Below are 19,518 nucleotides of genomic sequence, written 5' to 3'. Positions count from 1 at the left end.
GTGTCCGACCGCGGTCGGACGAGCCGGAACGGTGCCCCCCGCTAGCCGAGCGTGCACCGTTCGTCGCCGCCGCGTGTCAGCGGGATCCCCGTCGTGACGACCATGTCGCGCGCTGCCGGCCCGATGCGGGCGCCGGAGGCGGTCTGCCCGTCGGGGGCGACGAGGGTCGCCGGGCTCGTGGCCGAACGCAACGCCTTCCACACGACCGTGGTCTGCTCGCGCAGCAGTCGATGAGGAGCCGGCCCGACCTCGGGCTCGGACCACCGGACCGCGAGCCGCCCCGCCTGGAGCGCGGTCTCGTGGCCCGGCGACTGCCCCCACTCGTCCTCCACGTGCCGGGAGCGCAGGAGTTGCACGATCGCGCGATGAATCAGCCCCGGCGTCGTCCGAACGTCCTCGGCCGCTGCGACGCCGTCGGGTGGCTCGGCCCCGACCGGCAGGAGCAGGAAGGCCTGCACGGGCCCACAGCAGAACGCCTCCTCGACTGTCCGGTGCAGATGGACCGGATGGAGGCCGACCGGGCCGGGACGACTGCACAACCAGGCCGCACCCGGAGCTGCCTCGGCGATGGCACGTCCGACGAGCGCCTCGTCCGCGGGAGCCAGCCAGACGTGCGTCGATTTCGTTCTAGATCCCGTGTACGCCACCACGACAGGATGGCATCGCGCCGAGACGGTCACTGTCGGTGGCCGATTGTAAGGTCGGGTCGACGGGCCGAGCGGCCCGCAGATCAGGAGGAGTGCGGGATGGGGACCTGGGGATCGGGACCGTTCGAGAACGACGGAGCGGGCGACCTGCTCGACGCGCTCCGGGCCGGTGATTTCGACATCGACGACTACACCCGCCATGTCGACGAGGAGTACCTCGAGGCGGACGACGCGCAGGCCGCCGTCGTGCTGGCGGAGGTCGTCGCCGTGGCGCACGGACTCCGCCCGGTGCCCCCACAGTTCGAGGGCATCGACGCCGCCGCGTACACCGGGTCCCTGACGCCGGATCAGCGCGCGTGGATCCTCACGACGCTCGAACGCTCCATCGCCGACAGCGACACCTCCGAGCTTCACGAGCTGTGGGCAGAGAACGGCCCGGAGGATCTCGAGGAGTGGCGGGCACCTATCCTGAGCAGGTTGGAAAGCCTCAGAACGCTGAGCTGAGCGGCGCTCTCCCGGACCCGCTGCACCCTCCGAGCGTCACTGGGCCTTCAGGAAGCGCCCGGTCCGCGAGGAACCCAGCAGCGGGTCGGGCCGCCCGTCGCCGAAGACGTACTCACCGCCGACGAAGACCGCGGTGACGGTGTCGTCGTTGCGGTTCACCATCCGGGACAGGTTGTCGAACTCGGGGATCGGGCACTCGGCGTAGGCGTCGAGCGAGGCGTCGAGGCGTTCGGGGTCGATCACCACCAGGTCGGCGCGGTCGCCTTCGCGGAGGTGCCCCGCGTCCAGGCCGTACCAGTCGGCGAGTTCCCCGGTGAGCCGGTGCACGGCGCGCTCGGGCGACAGGAACGGCTTGCCCGCTCGCTCGGCGTCGCGCACCCGCCGCAGGAAGCGCAGGCCGAAGTTGTAGAACGCCATGTTCCGCAGGTGCGCGCCCGCGTCGGAGAAGCCCAGTTGCACACCGGGGTCGGCGGCCAGGATGTTCAGCACCTCGGGCCGATGGTTCGAGATGGTCGTGCGCCACCGCACCTTTGGGCCGTATTCGACCACCAGGTCGAGGAAGGCGTCGACGGGGTGCACGCCACCGCGGTCCACCCCGACCTGACCGAAGGTCTTTCCGATGACCGATTCGTCGGGGCACTCGACGATCTCGGCGTCGAAGAAGTCGCGGTGCCACACCCGTGGGCCGTACTTCTTGTCGTAGTCCTTCCGGAACCGGCGCCGGTAGCCCTCGTCGGCGAGCAGTGCGCGACGCTCGTCGATCTGATTGGACAGGTGAAGTGCGGCGGCGCCCGAGCCGAACTCCTCGAACACCGGTAGGTCGATGCCGTCGGAGTACACCTCGAACGGGACCGGCAGATGCTGCCAGCGGAAGTCGCCGCCGAGGCGGTTGAGGACCTTCGCGATGACGGGGAAGATGTGCGCGACAGCGGGAATGGCCTTGACGTCGGCCGCGGACAGCAGGCTGACCTTGAGTCGCTTGCGGAAGATGCCGAGGCTGCTGAGCGCCATCACGACCAGGCTCTGCGGTCGCGCGACGTCCGGGCCGCCCTGGAGGGCCCGGCCGCGTCGGCGCAGGATTGCGTTGAGCCGGCGACGTTCCCGCGCTGTCGCATACGTCGACGGCAGGGTGCGCGAGCGGCAGACCTCGCCGTCGAGCTTGTCGAACATCAGCTGCTGCGACGACATCCCGACGAACCCGGCGTCGAGCGCCTCGGTGAGTTGCCGCTCCATCTCGGCGAGCTCGGAGTCGGTGGGCTTCACCTCCTTGCGGGTGGCCCGGTCCAGTCCCATCAGTGCCGCCCGCATGTCGGAGTGACCGATGAACGCCGCGACGTTCGGCCCCAGCGGCAGGTCCTCGAGGGCGGCGACGTACTCGCGTGCCGACCCCCACGTCTTGCTGTCCTCGAGACCTTCGACGACGTGGCGACGGGGAATCGCCTCCACCCGGCCGAACAGGTCACCCGCGTCCGACGGTCCGACGTGGACCGTCGACAGCGAGCACGACCCCACGAACACGGTCGTGATGCCGTGCCGCACCGACTCGTCGAGCTGGGGACGCAGCAGGACCTCGACGTCGTAGTGGGTGTGGATGTCGAGAATGCCGGGGATCACCCACTTGCCGGCCGCCTCGATCACCCGCGGGCAGCCGGTCTCGTCGAGCGCCGCGGCCGAGACCGTGGCGACCCGTCCGTCTCGGATGCCGAGGTGCCGGGGCGCGGACGGGGCGCCGGTGCCGTCGAACCACCGACCGTTCTTGACGATCGCGTCGTAGCTCATGGGGATCTTGCCTCTCTCACCGCGGGGAACGGGGAACGTGCTCGCTCACAGAGCGATTCGTGTACGGATCGTCTTTCCGGTTGCGTTGCGCGGCAACGAGTCGGTGGTGATCTTCCACCGGGTGGGGACCTTGAAGTACGCGAGACGCTCGGACGCGAACTCCCGCAGGTCGTCCTCGGTCACCGACATCCCCGGACGGACGACCACCACGGCACCGACCTCCTGCCCCAGGTCGGCATGGTCGACTCCCACCACCGCGGACTCCGCGATCGCGGGATGCTCGTCGAGGCACTGCTCGATCTCGACCGGGTAGACGTTCTCTCCGCCGCGCAGGATCAGATCGGAGCGACGCCCGGTGAGGCGCACCATCCCGTTCTCGATCACCCCGAAGTCGCCGGTGTGCAGCCAGCGGCCGGGGCGGATGGCGGCGGCGGTCGCCGCGTCGTCGCCCCAGTATCCGAGCATCACGTACGGGCTGCGCGCACAGATCTCGCCCTCGGTTCCGTCGGGCACCGGATCGCCGAACGGGTCGCGGATCTCGACGCTGACGCCGATGATGGGCCTGCCGAGGGTGCCGGGGAATGCCTGCAGGTCGGGTGGTGTCGCGACCGAGATGGCGGTGCTGCACTCGGTGAGCCCGTAACTGTCGACCAGTGCGTTGCGGGCGAACGGCAACTTCTCTCGCAGACGCTGCTGGAAGCCCGGCGACGACGGCGCCGACGCGAGCGCGAAAGACGTCAGCGACGACAGGTCGTAACGCGTCACGTCGTCGTGCTCGAGGAGGCGACTCGCCATGGTGGGCACCGCACCCCAGTTCGTAACCTTCTCACGTTCGATGAGTCGCAGCACCCGGTCTGCGTCGAACGAACCCTCGTAGATCACCACCGCGCTGCCCGTGGCCAGACGCGGGACGACGAGGTTGTGCAGGCTGGCGATGTGGAACAGGGGCGAGGTGAGCAGATAGCGAAGATCGCTCGGCCCGTCGCTCACCGGTGCGCCCGTGAATGCCGCGGCGAGGGCGTCGCTGTAGCGGTGATAGCCGATGACGGCCAACAGGTTTCGGTGCGAGTGCACCGCGCCCTTCGGGCGGCCGCTGGTGCCGCTGGTGTAGAGGATCACCGCGGGATCGTCCTCGAGGACGATCGCGTCGGGCAGGTCGGCGCCCGCGAACTCGTCGATCAGTCGCGGCAGGTCGTCCTCCATCGTGAGGACGGGGACGTCGACATCGAGGCCGTCGAGGAGCGCCGCGCGCTTGGCGTCGACGATCAGTACCGACGGCCGGGCGTGGTCGATGCCGTACTCGATCTCCCGTGCGGTCCACCACGCGTTGAATCCGACCGCGATCGCACCGAGTGCCTGCGCGGACCAGAACGACACGACCCACTCGGGCGTGTTCGCGGCGAGGATGCCGACCCGGTCGCCCTTGCCGACGCCGTACCGTTCCCGCAGTGCGCGGGCCAGGGCCACGGCGGCCGCCCCGTGCTCGGCGTAGCTCATCCGGCGATCCTCGGTGACCAGGTAGTCGCGGTCGCCGAAGGCGATGGAGGCGGCCAGGACGTCTCCCAGCGATCGATCGCGGTGCTTCATCACCGGCATGCGGGCCCCGAGGACGTCCTCCTCGTGGAGTTCGAACGGCCCGCCCGCCCCCGTCAGTCCGGCCATGACGGACGCGATGTAGGCCTGTGGGTCGACAGACTTGGTCACGAGGTGGTTCCTTTCGACGCGGGCAGGTGTGGTCGCCGTGATCGGCACCGGCGCCCAGGTAGAGTGATGTGCGTCATACTTCAACTTGGCTGACGATGTGTCAAGTGAATGACGATCCGTCATTCGACCCTCGATTCGACTTGCCTGCGCCCGTCCGCGTGCGCGATCGTCTAGGCGTGGGAGTTGCTGCGGACGAGATCAAGAGCCGGCGCAGAAGTCTGCGAGACGAACAGAAGTTGTGGACCCGTACCAAGCTGATGGAGTGCGCTCGGGAGTTGTTCTGCGTGCGCGGCTACGCGGCGGTCACCGTCGACGACATCGCCGCCGCGGTCGGCTGCAGCCGCGCCACCTTCTACCTGCACTTTCCCGGCAAGGTCGAGATCCTGCGCGCCATCAGTGCGGAGAAGATGGTGCCGAGTGCCTTCGAGTTCTACGAGGATCTCGACCGCGTACTCCACACCGGCTCCCGCGCGGAGTTCACTGCCTGGGTGAACCGCGCGATCGACTGGTTCGACGAGTGTAAGGACATCCTGCCCGCATGGGACGAGGCGGTCGCTCTCGAACCGTCGTTCCGAGAGACGTCCCGCGACGGGATCCTCGCCCTGCCCAATTCGATGGCGCAGTACCTGGCGCGCTGGCCGCAGGACCGGCAGGACGAGGCCCGGTTGCGTATCGAACTACTCGTCGCACAGCTCGAGCGGTTCTTCACCCGGTGGGCACTCCAGGGGACGATCGAAGTTCCCCGCGCGCAGGCGGCGGAGGTCCTCACCGACATCTGGTTCCCGGCACTGACCGCACCGATCGCCCCCTGACGGGGGGCTGTGGGGTCGTCACCCGTGTTCGACAAGCGTGGCGAGTCGGTCCAGTGCCTCGTTCCATCCCAACTCGTTGTCCGCAGGATCGACGCCCGGCGGCAGGTTCTCGTGCTCGGCGATCAGTTCGGTGCCGCGATCGTTGTCACGCAACATGATCGACATCGTCATCTCGCCACGCATCGCGGGATCGTCGGTCTCGAACTCGAGGACCTCGACCACCTTTTCTCCGGGCACGATCTCGGCGAAATGCCCATGGTAGGTATCGGTGTGGGCGTTGGTCTTTCCTGTCCGGTCGGGGGAGTCGTACGTGAGCGAGATCCGGAACTTCCCGCCGAGCCGGGCATCGAACTCGTGTACCTGTGCACTCATTTCGGCCGGCACTCGCCACGTCGCGATCGCGGTCGGATCGGTCAGTGCGCGGTAGACCCGCTCGCGTGGGGCGTGCAGGATCCGGCGGATTCGCGTCGACGACACGTCACGAGTGTTGCATGCCGGTCGTCGTGGGCGGGGCCGATCACGGCGCCAACGCTGCGTTGTGTGCCGTGAGCAACGCCCCGAGGAGGTAGTGCCCGTCCGCAGATTCGAGCGGGACCACGCCGCCGACAGCCGTGACCGCGGGGTGCGCGGCGGTGGAGGGGGAGCCGGCGAGCATCCAAGCGAGATTGTTCTCGTCGTGCCGGGGCCGGTACTGCAGGCCGTCGATCCCGGAATTGGCCGCGAGAACGGCTGCGGCCCAACGCCTTGTGGCCAGGTAGCCGGACGGATCGCACTTGGTGAGCCACACGCCGGCATTGAGGCGTGCGGCGCCGGTGCCGGTCAGATCGGCCACCCGCACCGGGCGGGTGGTGCGCAACTCGCTCAGCACGCGTCCGCGGATCTGGACCCGCGGAATCAGCCGCGGAGACTGGTCGACCGGCAGGTTCCGGCACAGGGTCTCCGCGACCGCGGCGGCGGGACTGTCGCCGAGATAGAGGTAAGCGTAGGAGCCGTCGAGACTGTCGAATCTGCCGCCGGCGCGCGGGCGTGGGCGGGGGATGGGGTTGAGATCGGCGGCGCCCCGGGCCGCGCTGTGGATACGCCACACCGATGTGTCGGCGGGGATCGTGACGACTAGAGCGGGGGGCAGTTGCGCGGGCGGATCCGGGTGGGTCACGGGCCGCTCAGTCCGGGATCAGGTCGTCGGCCATGTCCCGGAGATCCTGTTCGTGCCCACCCGCGACGGCGAGCGCCGCAGGGGAGCGCGGATCGTCGGCGAACGCGGTCGGGCTGAGCCACCACGACGCGACACCCCACGGGTCGTCCTTGGCGCCGATCGTCCGGTTGATCTCGGCGACGATCGGCCGCACCTCACGGCGTTCGACGTCGAACTGGAAGGCGGGGAAGAGCTTGTGACCGGACGCGGGCAGTGCGATGACGGTGCCCGCCGCCGCCAGGCGGCTGGCGGTGTTTCGGCTGGTGGCCGACTTGCCGAGCACCCGGCTCACGGTCGTGGAGTCGAACATCTCGTGATCGTCGACGAGCGAGCGCAGCGCCGAGGACACGATGCGCGTGCGCGCCACCGCGGCGGCGGCGGGGTTGGCGACAGCACGTTCGTGCTGCAGCGCGAGTGCCGGGCCCATCGCCATCAGTGCGGTCACGTCGTCGCGGACGGGGCGCAGGTTCGGTCGACGGGAGAACTCCTCGGCGAGCAGTTCCACCAGATCCTGATCGGACAGCGCGTGAATCGAGTCGCGTGCACGGTCGCGGTCGACGAGCATGGCCCACCTCCAAATGTGCCATAAGCGTACCGCGTACCGATCGTGTCAGCCAGTCCCTCAGGACTGTCGACGGGCCTCGAGTAACCGCAACCACACCTCACTGACCGTCGGGTACGACGGGACCGCGTGCCACAGCGTCTCGACCGGTACCCGGCCCACCACAGCGACCGTCGCCGCGTGCACCAGTTCCGCGACCCCGGACCCGACGAACGTCGCGCCCACCACGGTGTCGGTGGCCCGGTCGATCACCAGCGAGGCCCGTCCGGTGTAGTCGTCGCGGGACAGGGCGGCGCCGGCGACGTCGATGTCGACCGCCAGCACGTCGACGTCGATGCCCTCGTCGCGGGCCTGGCGTTCGGTGAGGCCGACCGCCGCGACCTCGGGTGTCGTGAACACCACCTGCGGCACCTGCCCATGATCGGCGGATGCCACGAAACGGGGCCCGTCGAGCGGTCGACCCTCCGCCCGTGCCGCGATCACGTCGCCGCACACCCGCGCCTGATACTTGCCCATGTGGGTGAGCAGGGCCCGGCCGTTGACGTCGCCGACGGCGTACAGCCAGTCACCGTCGACGCCCGCGACCGTGAGGTGGTCGTCGACGGTGACGTAGCCGTGGGGCGCCAGGCCGGGGATGCCGAGTGCCTCGATTCCCAATCCTGCTGTGGCAGGGGTGCGCCCGGTCGCGACGAGGATCTCGTCGACCTCGAGTTCCGGGTCGGAGCCGTCACCGCGCAGCGTCAGCGTGACAGGTCCGCCGTGGATCCGGCCGATACCGGTGTCCGACGGATCGTGCCGCGCGACCGACACCACGCCGGTACCGAAGCGGAGGTTCACGCCGTGCTTGCGCATCTTCTCGGCGACGAGTTCACCGGCGAAGGGTTCGGTGCGGTCGAGTAGACGGGATCCGCGGACGACGAGCGTCACCTCGCCGGCGCCGAGTTCGTGCAGCCACGTCGCAGCCTCGCACGCCACGACGCCACCGCCGACCACCGCGAGACGCTTCGGGACCTCCCGTACGTTCGTCGCGTCGCGCGACGTCCACGGCAGCGCGGCGCGCAGGCCCGGCAGGTCGGGCACGCTCGCCGTCGTGCCGGTCGCGAGGACCACCGCGTGCCGGGCCCGCAGCACCCGGTCGCCCACGGTCACCTCACGGACACCGGTGATCCGCGCGCTGCCGCGGATCACGTCGATGCCGATCGAATCGGCCCACAGGACCTGTGACGAGTCGTCGAGGTTGTGTGTGAAACCGTCCCGGCGCGCCAAGACCGCCTCGACGTCCAGTCCGTAGGCGTTGACCTTCTCTTCCACACCCGGCATGTGGCGCGCGGTGCCGAGCACCTCCACCGGCCGCAGCAGTGCCTTCGACGGCATGCACGCCCAGTACGAGCACTCGCCGCCCACCAACTGGTGTTCGACGAGTGCCGCAGTGCGGCCGCTTCCGGCAATGGCATAGGCCGCCGCGTTCTCCCCGGCCGGCCCGCCACCGATCACGATGACATCGAACTCTTCGGGAGCCATGAATCAACGGTAGGCCCGACCGGGCGGTTTCGCGCCGCTTCCGGTCGGGCCACGAGCGGGTTCAGCGTGCCGAGCGCCGCTCGAACAGGCGCTTCGCCCAGATGTACCCGAACGCCGCGATTCCGACGATCCACGCCGCCGCGAGCACACCGTTGGTGCCGATCGGTCCGCCGAGCATCAGGCCGCGGAGGGTCTCGATGACCGGACTGAACGGCTGGTACTCGGCGAACCAGCGCAGTCCTGTCGGCATCGAGTCGGTGGGGACGAACCCGCTGCCCAGGAACGGCAGCAGGATCAGGAACATCGGCAGATTGCTGGCCGTCTCCACGCTCTGCGAGACCAGGCCGAGTGCGACCGACAGCCACGTGATCGCGAGCGTGAACGCCGCGAGCAGTCCGATTGCGGCGACCCACTCCACCGGGCCGGCCGTCGGCCGGAATCCGAGGAGAACGGCGACGCCGGTCACCACCGCCAGGCTGAGCATCGTCTGGATCATGCTGCCGACGACGTGCCCGGTCAGGACCGACGCGCGGGAGATCGCCATCGTGCGGAACCGGGCGATGATGCCCTCCGTCATGTCCGTCGCGACCGAGATCGCCGTTCCCTGAGCGGAACTGGCCACGGTCATCAACAGAATGCCGGGTGTGACGTAGTCGACGTATGCACCGCGGCCACCGGACGGGTCTCCCAGCCCCGCACCGAGTGTCCCACCGAAGACGTAGACGAACAGCAGCAGGAGGACGACCGGCATTCCGATCAGCATCACCGTCATCGACGGGTACCGGATCATGTGCCGTAGATTGCGCCGCAGCATCGTGGCGGAATCGCTCACGGCGTAGGAGAGAGTGGTCATCGCGAAGCCTCCTTCGGGGAGTCGGAACGGGCGGTCAGAGCGAAGAACACGTCGTCGAGATCGGGAGTGTGGATCGAGAGGTCGGTGACCTCGATCGAGTCGGCGTCGAGACGGTCGAGAATCGACCGCAGCGACGGGATGCTGCCATCGCCGGGGACCTGCAGGGTGAGGTTCTCGTCGTCGCGAGTGGACTCGGTGAGAGAGCGTGCAGCCGTGGACAGTTCGTCGACATCCGCGAATCGGAGGCGGACGTGTCCGCCGGGAACGAGCCGCTTGAGTTCCGCCGGTGTGCCGTCTGCGACCAGCCGGCCACCGTCCAGGACAGCGATCCGGTCGGCGAGCTGATCGGCCTCCTCCAGGTACTGCGTCGTCAGGAAGATCGTGACGCCGCCCGCGACGAGTTCGCGAATGATGTCCCACATCGTGCGGCGACTGCGCGGATCGAGTCCCGTCGTCGGCTCGTCGAGGAAGATGATCCGGGGACGTCCGACCAGCGTCATCGCGAGGTCGAGTCGGCGTCGCATGCCGCCCGAGTAGCTTCCGGCGGGTTTCGAGGCCGCAGCGACCAGATCGAATCGTTCGAGCAGTTCGCCCGCCCGGCGCCGTCCAGCGTCCCGCCCCAGGTGATGGAGATCGGCCATCAACAGCAGATTCTCAATGCCGGTGAGGAGACTGTCGACCGCGGAGAACTGGCCGGTGACACCGATCGAACTGCGGATCGCATCCGGGTCGCTTTTCAGGTCGTGACCTGCCACGCGCACGTCGCCCGCGTCGGGCGGGACGAGGGTGGAGAGGATGTTCACTGCGGTGGTCTTGCCGGCGCCGTTGGGGCCGAGCAGCGAGAAGATGGTGCCCTCGTCGATGTCGAGATCGATTCCGTCGAGTACCACCTTGTCCCCGAACGACTTCCGGAGGGATCGAACTCGAACTGCTGATGCTGTGGAAACCGTGGCCGTCATTGTTCCGCCTTTCGAGTTGTGGTCCGCTCCGGTCAGGAGCGGCGAATGATGATGTTGCCGAAACTCGTACGCGCTCGCAGTTCGACCCGATCCTCGGTCGCTGCCGGGCCGGAGGTCTCGGTGAGTAGGTTGTGGACCTTGCCGAACGAGGTGTGGGCGTCGACGCGCACGGCGGTGCCCTCGCGGATACCGGTCTCGACCTCACCGTTCCCGGTGCGCAGCGACACGACGCCGCGCGTCACCTCGCCGATCCGGATCTCGCCGTTGGCGGTCGCCGCGTCGACGTCGCCCCCGGTGCTACCGACGACGACGTCGCCGTTGGCGGTCTTGGCCCGTAGATTACCGGCGACGGAGCCGATCCGGTTGTGGCCGTTGGAGTTCTCGACGAGGGCGTTGCCGTCGATGCGCCGGACCTCGATCCGGCCCGATCCGGTCGACAGATCTGCGTCACCGCCGATGCTCTCGACCGTGATCGCGCCGGCGCCCGTGTTCACGGTCAGGTCGCCGGTGCCGTCGAGGCGGATGTCGCCGGTCGCGGTCTTCAGCCGGCAGTTGCCGAGCCGGCCGGTGGAGCGGAAAGCGCCGACTGAGGCGTCGGACTCGACCCCGGAGCCGGTCGGCAGCTCGACGGTGATGTCGATCGACCCGGCCCTGCCCCACACGCCGAGCACTCGGGGCCGCGGCGCCTTGACGACGAGTCGTCCCGACGCGAACTCGACCCGGGTCTGTTCGGCCGCGCGCACGTCCAAGTCGCGGTGCGGGTCGCTGGGGCGGATCTCCACGACCGTGTCGTCCCGGTCGGTGGCGGTGACGGTGGCGTCACCGACCACGAACGAGAGAGTGGCCGAAATCGGTTCGGTAGTACTGAAAGTGGGCATCGTGATCCTCGGTGTGTGATGTGCGGGGTTCGGGCGCGCAGTCGGGGTCAGCGGACCCAGCCGGTGAACCGGTCGCCGCCCGTCGGGGCACGACGCTCGGGTCGTCTCGTGCCGCCGCCCTCGTCGAGCGCGGTGGCGGCGGACCGAACCAGCCATGCGTTGACCGACATTCCGGCGACTCGCGCCGCTTCCTCGACGCGGTCCTTGAGGTCCTGTGGCAGACGAAGATTGATCCGCGTCATGGGTCCCTCGTCGACTTCGGCCGCCCGGGACGAGGGTTCGGGGCTCGACGGTTCGTCGCTGCCCTGCACGGGCTCGGCGGGCGGGGGAGTGACCACGAAGCTCGGCTCGCGGCCCCGCAGTCGCAGATCGACCGATCCCGGGGCGAGGTCGCGGGTGATCTCGCCGGCGGCTGCCGACAGCGCATCGAGCAGCGCCAGGCGTACTGCCGAATCGAGTGGCGCGGTCAGCCGCTCCGCGAGTGCACGGGCGTCGGGGCCACCGGCCTCGGCCGCGACTGCGAGGTCGTGCTGAAGAGCGCTGACGTACGGTTCCAGGTTCATGGCACCACTATGGCATCAATGTGATGCCATGTAAATGAGTATCCGAAAATGGGTGGTGCCAATTTGATGCCGCTTGGTGCCGTCTAGCGCCACGGGCGTGCCGAGAGTCCCCGCGCTCCGAGTTGGGCGACGGCCAGGTCGCGGAGCCGACCGGAGTCTCCGAAGTGCCGCGGATCGACTCCGACCAGTGACAATGTGTACGTGTCGCCGTAGGCGCACATGTAGCCGGACAGTCGCGTGGTGGTCGAGGCCGGCCCGTCCACGGACAGCCCAGGATGCATGGCGCGGGTCGCGACACCGGTGGTCCGATAGGGGCCGAGTGATGCCAGAGCATCCGGCAACCGGCCGATGTTCGAGCACAGCGCGTCCCGTTCCCCGGCCCCGGCCGTCAGACGGTTCGCGAGGCGGTCGGGCAGGATCTGCGCGATCTCCTCGGGGAATCCGGACGGAGCGCCCATCGGCGGCCGGGCGAACGCCTCTTTGCTCAGCCGGCGGATATCGGCCAGTGAATCATTGGGTGTCGCAACCACTTCAGTGATGACCAGCGCGTTGTCGACAGCGTCGGAGGCGCGGGTGTCGACCGGCACACTGATGTGCAGCGGCATCGGGACGCCGGCGGCATCTGCGACCGCGGTGACGAGTGCGATGAACAGGCTGTTGGCGGTGCCGCCCTCCGCGGCGGCCGCCGCGTCCCACGCCGCGGCGTCGACGTCGAGGATCGCGGTGGTCGTCCCGGTCGTGACGTGCGTGCTGTCCGGCCGGCGGTCGGCGGCCGCCGTCTCGCGGAACTCGCGCAGCTCGCGGCGCCGCGTCGCGCTGAACACCAGCCCCAGCGAGGCCGTCGCGCCGTCGACCAGTACGGCGCCCACGGTTCGCGCGGCATCGGCGACATCCGACGTCCGAGCCGGTGCCGGAGCCGGGGGCCTGCCGGTGAGTGCGGCGTCCACCGCCGACACGAGTCCGCGCGCGTCGGCGACGACGTGCGAACACACCAAGGAGATCGCGGTGCCGCCGCCCGACATCGGTGCCGCCGACAGTGCCCACGCCGGCCCGGACTCCGGATCGACGTCCACGTCGGCGCACGCGTCGGCCCACGCCACGACGTCGTCGACCGGGTGCATCCCGTAGCGCAGCGGGTGCGTGGCGGTGCTCGCCTCCCACCGCGGCCGGGCGCCGGGCATTCGGGGCCGGACCACCCGCCGTCCGAGTGCGCCCCGCGAGAGTGCGGCGTGAACCGATTCGAGCACCCCGACGTCCACGGCGTCGGCGGTGCGCCACAACCCCTGCATCACGATCGGCATCCCGTAGCCGTGATGTCGGCGCAGGAAGATCTCGTCCACCATGGTCAACCGGTCCATGGGATCGGACGTTACCGCCAGGCGGGCCTCAGCTGCCGAAGCTGCCGTGTCGGCCCTCGCCGGCAGCGAACCGGGCGGCGCCGCCGAGCGCGTCGACGGTGACCGCGACCATGCCGTGCCGGAACTCGGACGCCAGGGCGTCCGCCTCGGACAGCCCCTCCTGCTCGAGCGCCGACATCCGGTCCTCGCGGAGGCACGTCTGCGGGAAGCGGGCGAGTTCGGTGGCCAACGCCTCGGCGGCGGCCCGTGACTGCCCGGGCGGCACCACCCGATTGACGAGGCCTATCGCGAGGGCCTCGTCGGCGCCGACCGCGCGGCCGGTCAGGATCAGGTCCATGGCGCGTCCCGCGCCGATGATGCGGGGCAGCCGAACGGTGCCACCGTCGATCAGTGGTACGCCCCACCGTCGGCAGAAGACCCCGAAGACGCTGTCGGACTCCGTAACTCGCAGGTCTGCCCACAACGCCAACTCCAGGCCGCCCGCCACAGCGTGCCCCGAGATCGCGGCGACGACCGGCTTGGACAATTGCATACGGGTCGGTCCCATCGGGCCGTCGCCGTCGGGGGTGACGTGATTGGACCGGTCCGTGCCCAGTGCCTTGAGATCGGCGCCCGCGCAGAACGTGCCACCCTCGCCCCACAGGACCGCGACCGCGGCGTCGGGATCGTTGTCGAACTCGCGGAATGCATCGGCCAGAGCGGCGGCGGTGGGCCCGTCCACCGCATTGCGGACGTCGGGCCGGGACAACACGATGGTCGTGACGGGCCCGGCTCGTTCTGTGCGCACCGGCATGGTTCGACGCTACCCGGGGTGACGGTGCGGGACGGGGGAATCGCGGGTTCGCGGGCCCTGCTGGGACACTGATCTCATGGCCTACCGTCGAACCCCCGCAGTCGAGGCGCGTCTCGCGGCCCAATGCGACGCCATCTTCCAGGCCGCGGTCGCGGTGCTCTCCGAGGAGGGCTATCAGGGCCTGACGATCGCGGCGGTCGCCACCCGTGCGGGAGTCGCGACCGGCAGCGTCTACACGCATTTCTCCGGCAAGTCGGACCTCGTGGTCGCGGTGTTCCGCGAGATCGTCGGTCGGGAGGTCGCCGAAGTGAACGCGGCTGCGGGGCCGGGTCGTTCGGCCGCCGAGAGGATCGCGGCGGTGATCGAGACCTTCGGCGGACGGGCCATGCGAAACCCGAAGCTGGCGTACACATTGCTCGCGGAACCCGTCGACGCCGCGGTGGATGCGGAACGCCTCATCTTCCGGCGCACCTTCGCCGACGCGTTCGCCGCCGCTGTCGCCGACGGAATCGCCGACGGTGAGCTCGAACCCCAGAACGTTCCGCTGGTGGCGGCGTCGCTGGTCGGCGCCACCGCCGAGGTCCTGGCCGGCCCGCTGGCATCCGGCGGCGCCGATCCAGCCGTGATCGAGGACTTGGTCCGGTTCGCCCTCACTGCGGTCGGTGGAGTCCGCGCGACACGCTGACCAGTGTGTTTGCCGTGCAGGCGCATACTGGGTGCAGCAAATGTCCTGATTCACGGAGCACGTCATGCTTGTCGACACGAGATGGAGCGCCTGGAACGAGGAGATCGAGGTCCAGGTAACCGAAGCCGCGGCGCTGGGGCCCGCGGCGGGACTTGTCGGGGCGGTCCTCGCCGAGGCAGAGGCCGCCTGCAGCCTCCACCGCGGCGACGCCGAGATCCACGCCGTCAATCTGGCGCAGGGATTGCCGGTGCGGGTCAGCGTCCGGCTGGCCCGGCTGCTGCGATCGGCACTCTGGGTCGCGCGCATGACCGACGGGGTGGTCAGCCCGCTCGCCCTCGAAGAGCCTCCATCGGGTGTCCCGTCCATCCATCCGGAGCCGACGTTCGCGGACGTGCAGATCGACGACGACACCGTGCTCACGCCGTGGGGGGTGTCGTTCGACATTGCCGACACCGCGAAGGCGGACACCGCGGACCGCGCTGCGGCGCTGGTCGCCAACGAACTCGAGTGCGGTGTGCTGGTTCGCGTCGGCGGCAACGTCTCGACAGCCGGACACTGCCCGGCCGGGGGATGGCAGGTTCCCGTCCCCGGTGACGGGGCGGTGGAGTTGCCGACAGGTACCGCGCTGGCCACCGCAGGTGCCGACCGCGCACGGACCGGCGAGGGCGTCGGCGGCAGCTGGGCGCAGGTGTCGGTGATGGCCGGGGACGCGTTGTGGGCCTACGCGGCCGCCGCGTCGTCGCAGCGAAGGAGCCTGGGCGCGGTGGCCTGGCTGGAACAGCAGGAACTGGCTGCCCGGCTCGTCGACTACGACGGGCGTGTCTACACCACGTGCGGGTGGAGTCACCCGCACGCGGCGTGAGGGTGTCCGACGTCAGACGGAGCGGCCGCGCTGCCTCCGATACCAGCGCACCAGCGCGTCGGTCGACGAATCGTCCTGCTTCGGAGGTGCTTCCCTCGACGTGAGGACCGGGCCGAGTTCGAGTGCCTGAGCCTTGCCGAGTTCGACGCCCCACTGGTCGAACGAGTCGACGCCCCAGATGACGCCCGCGACGAACACCTGGTGCTCGTACAGCGCGATGAGCTGGCCGATCACCGCAGGTGTCAGCCGCGGCGCCAGTACCGTGGTCGACGGCCGGTTGCCCGGCATCACCTTGTGCGGCACCAGCTCCGGGGGCGTTCCCTCGGATGCGATCTCCTCGGCCGTCTTGCCGAACGCGAGCACCTTCGTCTGCGCGAACAGGTTGCTCATGAGCAGGTCGTGCATGCTGCCGGTGCCGTCCGCGGTGGATAGATCGTCGGTGGGCTCGGCGAAACCGATGAAATCGGCCGGAACCAGGCGGGTGCCCTGGTGGAGCAACTGGTAGAAGGCGTGCTGTCCGTTGGTGCCCGGCTCGCCCCAGAAGATCTCGCCGGTCTTGGTGGTGACGGGCGAGCCGTCGGCGCGCACCGACTTGCCGTTGGACTCCATCGTCAGCTGCTGCAGATAGGCTGCGAACCGGGCCAGGTCGTTCGAATACGGAAGTACTGCACGGGATTCGGCGTCGAAGAAACTCGAGTACCAGACGCCGATCAGCCCGAGCAGTACCGGCGCGTTCTGCTCGAGCGGTGCCGTTCGGAAGTGCTCGTCGATCGTGTGGAACCCGGACAGGAACTCGGCGAACCGGTCCTTGCCGATCACCGCCATCACCGACAGGCCGATCGCCGAGTCGACCGAGTAGCGGCCGCCCACCCAGTCCCAGAACCCGAACATGTTGTCGGTGTCGATGCCGAACTCCGCGACCCGCTGCGCGTGCGTGGACACCGCGACGAAGTGCTTGGGCACCGCGCTCTCGCCGAGTTCGTCGACCAGCCATCGGCGTGCGGCCGACGCGTTGGTGAGCGTCTCGAGCGTGGAGAACGTCTTGGAGGCGACCACGAACAGTGTTGTGGCCGGATCGAGGTCGGCGAGCGTGCCGACCAGATCCGACGGGTCGACGTTCGAGACGAACCGCGCCGAGATCCCGGCGTCGGCATAGTGCCGCAGTGCACCGCACACCATGACCGGCCCGAGGTCCGAGCCGCCGATACCGATGTTGACGACCGTGCGGATCCGCTCGCCGGTGGCACCGCGCCACTGCCCGGACCTCAGCCGGTCGGTGAAGTCGCCCATGCGGCGCAGGACGTCGTGGACGTCCGCCACGACGTCCTGGCCGTCGACGACCAGCTCCGCGTCGGCCGGCAGGCGCAGCGCGGTGTGCAACACCGCGCGGTCCTCGGACGTGTTGATGTGGGCGCCCGCGAACATGTCGTCGCGGCGCTGCTCGACGTGCGAGGCCCGCGCGAGGTCGACGAGCAGGTCCAGGGTTTCGCGGGTCACGCGGTGCTTGCTGTAGTCGACGTACAGGTCACCCGCGACGACCGTCAGGTCGGTGCCGCGCCGGGGGTCCTCCGCGAACAAGTCTCGTAGATGGGCAGATTCGATCACCCGATGATGCGCATCCAGGTTCTTCCAGGCTGCGGTACCGGTGATGTCTGTGCTCATGGACGCAGCTTATCGGCACCGCTTGCGAACATCGTGTCGACTCTCGGTCAACGACACGGAACCACTCGCGGTGCGCGGACTCGGCGCATGATGGAGATCATGAACCCAGCCGAATTGATTCGTGCCGTTCCTACCAAGCTCTGGATCGGGGGCACCCCCGTCGACGCCGAGAACGGTGCCACCTTTCCCGTGTACGACCCCGCGACCGGGGAGGTCCTCACTCAGGTCGCCGACGCCAGTCCCGGCGATGCCGTCAAGGCGCTCGACGCCGCCGTGGCCGCACAGTCGGACTGGGCCGCGACGCCGGCCCGTGACCGCGGCGAACTGCTCCGTTCGGTGTTCGACAAGATCACCGCGCGTGCCGAGACGTTCGCCCAGTTGATGACCCTCGAGATGGGCAAGGCGCTGCCCGAGAGCCGTGCCGAGGTGAGGTATGGCGCCGAGTTCTTCCGCTGGTTCGCCGAGGAGGCCGTGCGGATGGAGGGCCGCTACCAGTCGGCGCCGGCCGGCAACGGCCGGATCCTCGTCAGTAAGCAGCCGGTGGGCCCTTGTCTGGCGATCACCCCGTGGAACTTCCCGCTCGCGATGGGCACCCGCAAGATCGGTCCCGCACTCGCCGCCGGCTGCACCATGATCGTCAAGCCCGCCTCCGAGACTCCACTGACGATGCTCGCGCTCGCGGAACTGTTCGTCGAGGCAGGGCTGCCGCAGGGCGTGCTGTCGGTGCTGCCGACGTCGCACTCGGGTGCCGTCACCGAACCGCTGCTGGACGATCCCCGGCTGCGCAAGCTCACGTTCACCGGATCCACAACGGTGGGCCGGTTGCTGGTCGAGAAGTCCGCGAAGGGGCTGCTGCGTACCTCGATGGAACTCGGCGGGAACGCGCCGTTCGTCGTGTTCGACGACGCTGACGTGGATAGCGCAGTCGCCGGAGCCGTTGCCGCAAAACTCCGAAACGGCGGCGAGGCGTGCACCGCCGCGAACCGTTTCCACGTCGCAAATGCGGTCCGAGAGGAGTTCACCACGAAACTCACCGAACGCATGGCAGCGTCGAAGATGGGTGCCGGCATCGACCCCGAGACGACACTCGGGCCGCTGATCAACCGGGACCAGCTCGAGACGGTCACCGACCTCGTCGACGATGCCGTGCAGGCCGGTGCGAAGGTCCTGCTGGGCGGCGAGGCACCGGACGTGCCGGGCTGGTTCTACCCGGCCACGGTGCTCGCCGACGTCCCCGCGTCCGCCCGGATCCTGCGTGAAGAGGTGTTCGGCCCCGTCGCCGCGATCACCGGCTTCGACACCGAGGAAGAGGCGATCGCCGCCGCCAACGACACCGAGTTCGGTCTGGCCGCGTACATCTACACCCGCGATCTGGACCGGGCACTGCGCGTCTCGGACGCGCTCGAGACCGGGATGGTGGGCGTCAACCGCGGGGTCATCTCCGACACCGCCGCACCGTTCGGTGGCGTCAAGGCGTCCGGGTTCGGGCGGGAGGGCGGCAGCGAGGGGATCGCCGAGTACGTCGAGACGAAGTACATCGCGCTGACGTGAGCCCGACACACGAGAACCGCCCGGTCGCGGGACCGGGCGGTTCTCGTGTGACGTTCGGTGCGGGTGCGGTCAGTGCCCCAGCCGGCCGCGTCCGAGGCGCAGCAGCAGCATCGCGAGGGTGTGACCCTCCTGGCCGAGCTCGCTGAACCGCTCGAGAACCTTCATCTCCCGGCTGTGCACCAGCCGGGGGCCGCCGGATGCCATACGGGTACGCCCGATGATCTGGGACACCTCGCTGCGGCGCTTCACCGCCGCCAGGATCTCGGCGTCGAGGCGGTCGATCTCCTTGCGGAGTTCGTCGATCTCGGCCTCGCTCGCAGGAACGGGTGACTCGGATGAAGGAGTTGCGGTCGGAATGCTCATATTCTTCTCCTCGTGTCAGAACTAGGTTCGTTCGGTTCCCTCGAGTCGTTACGAATCCGGGTCCAGCTCACAAGAACGCCCCGGGATCCGATGTGGACCTCGGGGCTCGCGGGGGATCAGGCCGCGGGCACCATAGGCCGGTACCCGCTGGGAAATCGCCAGTGCTCGCGGGGCGAGCGCCATCGGGCACCCGGCTGGCGCCCCTGCGTGGCAATGATCATCACTCCAGTTTGCCACGCACCGGGGACCAACCCAAGCAGAGGTGAC

The 19,518-nt window shown here is 69.2% G+C and carries 20 protein-coding genes; 5 read left to right on the top strand and 15 right to left on the bottom strand.

Annotation, left to right across the window (positions count from 1 at the left end):
* Window positions 1–41: 41 nt before the first annotated feature.
* Window positions 42–647, bottom strand: a complete 606-nt coding sequence (locus AC1RIF_RS02135) for a hypothetical protein (RefSeq protein ID WP_492599721.1) — start codon at window positions 645–647, stop codon at window positions 42–44.
* A 99-nt stretch (window positions 648–746) separates the two neighbouring features.
* Here AC1RIF_RS02135 and AC1RIF_RS02130 point away from each other — a divergent pair, with 99 nt between their 5' ends.
* The gene (locus tag AC1RIF_RS02130) at window positions 747–1,151 is read left to right on the top strand and encodes a DUF4259 domain-containing protein (protein WP_492599720.1); all 405 of its coding nucleotides are present in this window, start codon (window positions 747–749) and stop codon (window positions 1,149–1,151) included.
* A 36-nt stretch (window positions 1,152–1,187) separates the two neighbouring features.
* On the opposite strand, the gene AC1RIF_RS02125 is transcribed toward AC1RIF_RS02130, so the two are convergent.
* The gene (locus AC1RIF_RS02125; protein ID WP_492599719.1) at window positions 1,188–2,930 is read right to left on the bottom strand and encodes an N-acyl-D-amino-acid deacylase family protein; all 1,743 of its coding nucleotides are present in this window, start codon (window positions 2,928–2,930) and stop codon (window positions 1,188–1,190) included.
* A gap of 45 nt (window positions 2,931–2,975) precedes the next feature.
* Entirely contained in the window at window positions 2,976–4,634 is a 1,659-nt protein-coding gene (casG, locus tag AC1RIF_RS02120; RefSeq protein ID WP_492599718.1) for a steroid-24-oyl-CoA synthetase, read from the bottom strand.
* Window positions 4,635–4,810: 176 nt separating this feature from the next.
* On the opposite strand from casG, the gene AC1RIF_RS02115 reads away from it, so the two are divergent.
* On the top strand, window positions 4,811–5,446 hold the full coding sequence (locus AC1RIF_RS02115; RefSeq protein WP_492599717.1) for a TetR/AcrR family transcriptional regulator: 636 nt from the start codon (window positions 4,811–4,813) through the stop codon (window positions 5,444–5,446).
* An 18-nt stretch (window positions 5,447–5,464) separates the two neighbouring features.
* Here AC1RIF_RS02115 and AC1RIF_RS02110 read toward each other — a convergent pair whose 3' ends face one another.
* From AC1RIF_RS02110 to AC1RIF_RS02065, 10 genes are all read right to left on the bottom strand, one after another.
* A complete protein-coding gene (locus AC1RIF_RS02110) occupies window positions 5,465–5,923 on the bottom strand; it encodes an SRPBCC family protein (RefSeq protein ID WP_492599716.1) in 459 nt (152 codons plus the stop codon).
* Between the two features lie 40 nt (window positions 5,924–5,963).
* On the bottom strand, window positions 5,964–6,602 hold the full coding sequence (locus AC1RIF_RS02105; RefSeq protein WP_492599715.1) for an RES family NAD+ phosphorylase: 639 nt from the start codon (window positions 6,600–6,602) through the stop codon (window positions 5,964–5,966).
* A gap of 7 nt (window positions 6,603–6,609) precedes the next feature.
* The gene (locus AC1RIF_RS02100) at window positions 6,610–7,206 is read right to left on the bottom strand and encodes a hypothetical protein (protein ID WP_492599714.1); all 597 of its coding nucleotides are present in this window, start codon (window positions 7,204–7,206) and stop codon (window positions 6,610–6,612) included.
* Window positions 7,207–7,263: 57 nt separating this feature from the next.
* On the bottom strand, window positions 7,264–8,724 hold the full coding sequence (locus AC1RIF_RS02095) for a dihydrolipoyl dehydrogenase family protein (RefSeq protein WP_492599713.1): 1,461 nt from the start codon (window positions 8,722–8,724) through the stop codon (window positions 7,264–7,266).
* Window positions 8,725–8,785: 61 nt separating this feature from the next.
* Window positions 8,786–9,577, bottom strand: coding sequence for an ABC transporter permease (locus AC1RIF_RS02090; RefSeq protein WP_492599712.1), 792 nt, complete (start codon window positions 9,575–9,577; stop codon window positions 8,786–8,788).
* Window positions 9,574–10,536, bottom strand: a complete 963-nt coding sequence (locus tag AC1RIF_RS02085; RefSeq protein ID WP_492599711.1) for an ATP-binding cassette domain-containing protein — start codon at window positions 10,534–10,536, stop codon at window positions 9,574–9,576. Before AC1RIF_RS02085 ends, AC1RIF_RS02090 begins: the two co-directional genes overlap by 4 nt.
* A 32-nt stretch (window positions 10,537–10,568) precedes the next feature.
* Complete coding sequence (locus AC1RIF_RS02080) at window positions 10,569–11,414, bottom strand: DUF4097 family beta strand repeat-containing protein (RefSeq protein WP_492599710.1); 846 nt, start codon at window positions 11,412–11,414, stop codon at window positions 10,569–10,571.
* Between the two features lie 47 nt (window positions 11,415–11,461).
* Window positions 11,462–11,977 (bottom strand): hypothetical protein, encoded by a 516-nt coding sequence (locus AC1RIF_RS02075; protein ID WP_492599709.1) that lies wholly within the window; start codon window positions 11,975–11,977, stop codon window positions 11,462–11,464.
* Between the two features lie 83 nt (window positions 11,978–12,060).
* Entirely contained in the window at window positions 12,061–13,335 is a 1,275-nt protein-coding gene (locus tag AC1RIF_RS02070) for a hypothetical protein (RefSeq protein WP_492599708.1), read from the bottom strand.
* 28 nt (window positions 13,336–13,363) lie between these two features.
* The gene (locus tag AC1RIF_RS02065; protein WP_492599707.1) at window positions 13,364–14,128 is read right to left on the bottom strand and encodes a crotonase/enoyl-CoA hydratase family protein; all 765 of its coding nucleotides are present in this window, start codon (window positions 14,126–14,128) and stop codon (window positions 13,364–13,366) included.
* Window positions 14,129–14,204: 76 nt separating this feature from the next.
* Here AC1RIF_RS02065 and AC1RIF_RS02060 point away from each other — a divergent pair, with 76 nt between their 5' ends.
* Both AC1RIF_RS02060 and AC1RIF_RS02055 read left to right on the top strand, forming a co-directional pair.
* On the top strand, window positions 14,205–14,813 hold the full coding sequence (locus AC1RIF_RS02060; RefSeq protein ID WP_492599706.1) for a TetR/AcrR family transcriptional regulator: 609 nt from the start codon (window positions 14,205–14,207) through the stop codon (window positions 14,811–14,813).
* Between the two features lie 64 nt (window positions 14,814–14,877).
* A complete protein-coding gene (locus AC1RIF_RS02055) occupies window positions 14,878–15,675 on the top strand; it encodes an FAD:protein FMN transferase (RefSeq protein WP_492599705.1) in 798 nt (265 codons plus the stop codon).
* Window positions 15,676–15,687: 12 nt separating this feature from the next.
* On the opposite strand, the gene pgi is transcribed toward AC1RIF_RS02055, so the two are convergent.
* Window positions 15,688–17,337, bottom strand: coding sequence for a glucose-6-phosphate isomerase (gene pgi / locus AC1RIF_RS02050; RefSeq protein WP_492599704.1), 1,650 nt, complete (start codon window positions 17,335–17,337; stop codon window positions 15,688–15,690).
* 99 nt (window positions 17,338–17,436) lie between these two features.
* Between pgi and AC1RIF_RS02045 the strand changes: the two genes are divergently transcribed.
* Window positions 17,437–18,888, top strand: a complete 1,452-nt coding sequence (locus tag AC1RIF_RS02045) for an NAD-dependent succinate-semialdehyde dehydrogenase (protein WP_492599703.1) — start codon at window positions 17,437–17,439, stop codon at window positions 18,886–18,888.
* Window positions 18,889–18,957: 69 nt separating this feature from the next.
* On the opposite strand, the gene AC1RIF_RS02040 is transcribed toward AC1RIF_RS02045, so the two are convergent.
* The gene (locus AC1RIF_RS02040; RefSeq protein WP_031938715.1) at window positions 18,958–19,251 is read right to left on the bottom strand and encodes a chorismate mutase; all 294 of its coding nucleotides are present in this window, start codon (window positions 19,249–19,251) and stop codon (window positions 18,958–18,960) included.
* Window positions 19,252–19,518 lie beyond the last annotated feature (267 nt).

The sequence above is a fragment of the Prescottella sp. GW823-FHT02E09 genome (assembly GCF_058797375.1).
Note: the sequence above shows the minus strand (reverse complement) of the source record. Positions and strands in the feature narration are given on the sequence as shown.